This is a genomic window from Vreelandella zhaodongensis (assembly GCF_013415115.1).
GTDB classification, from domain to species: Bacteria; Pseudomonadota; Gammaproteobacteria; order Pseudomonadales; family Halomonadaceae; genus Vreelandella; species Vreelandella zhaodongensis.
On record NZ_JACCDD010000023.1, the window covers coordinates 1 to 1,105 of the forward strand.

The 1,105-nt window shown below is 58.9% G+C and carries 1 protein-coding gene; it reads right to left on the minus strand.

Features of this window, described 5'->3' with window-relative positions:
• The coding region (locus tag HZS79_RS16705) for an MBG domain-containing protein (RefSeq protein WP_179928419.1) at positions 1 to 1,105 on the minus strand (1,105 nt) is incomplete at both ends.

Consider the following 1,105-nt stretch of genomic DNA (forward strand, 5'->3'; position numbering starts at 1 on the left):
CTTGGTCATCAGCGCTAACAGTAATCGGGCGCGGGTCGATGGTCAGGGTGCCATCCACTGCGCTGATCACATAGTTGCCGTTTTCCAGATCTGCGGCGCTGATGGCGTAGTTGCCCACGTTATTGCCGGATTCGCGAGTCACATCACCAGCCAGGCGGTCGTCACCGACTAGGTTGCCCTCGGTGACTTGCCAAGTGAGTTCCGGGTCGGCATCGCCGTAGATCTTATCTTGGTCATCAGCGCTAACAGTAATCGGGCGCGGGTCGATGGTCAGGGTGCCATCCACTGCGCTGATCACATAGTTGCCGTTTTCCAGATCTGCGGCGCTGATGGCGTAGTTGCCCACGTTGTTGCCGGATTCGCGAGTCACATCACCAGCCAGGCTGTCGTCACCGACCAGGTTGCCCTCGGTGACTTGCCAGGTGAGTTCCGGGTCGGCATCGCCGTAGACCTTCTCCTGATCATCGGCAGTGACAGTAAGAGGGCGCGGGTCGATGGTCAGCACACCATCGGTGGCGGTGATCTGATAGTTACCGTTTTCCAGGTCTGCGGCGCTGATGGCGTAGTTGCCTACATTGTTGCCGGATTCACGAGTCACATCACCAGCCAGGCTGTCGTCACCGACCAGGTTGCCCTCGGTGACTTGCCAAGTGAGTTCCGGGTCGGCATCGCCGTAGATCTTCTCCTGATCATCGGCAGTGACAGTAAGAGGGCGCGGGTTGATGGTCAGGGTGCCATCCACTGCGCTGATCACATAGTTGCCGTTTTCCAGATCTGCGGCGCTGATGGCGTAGTTGCCCACGTTGTTGCCGGATTCACGAGTCACATCACCAGCCAGGCTGTCGTCACCGACCAGGTTGCCCTCGGTGACTTGCCAAGTGAGTTCCGGGTCGGCATCGCCGTAGATCTTCTCCTGATCATCGGCAGTGACAGTAAGAGGGCGCGGGTTGATGGTCAGGGTGCCATCCACTGCGCTGATCACATAGTTGCCGTTTTCCAGATCTGCGGCGCTGATGGCGTAGTTGCCCACGTTGTTGCCGGATTCACGAGTCACATCACCAGCCAGGCTGTCGTCACCGACCAGGTTGCCCTCGGTGACTTGCCA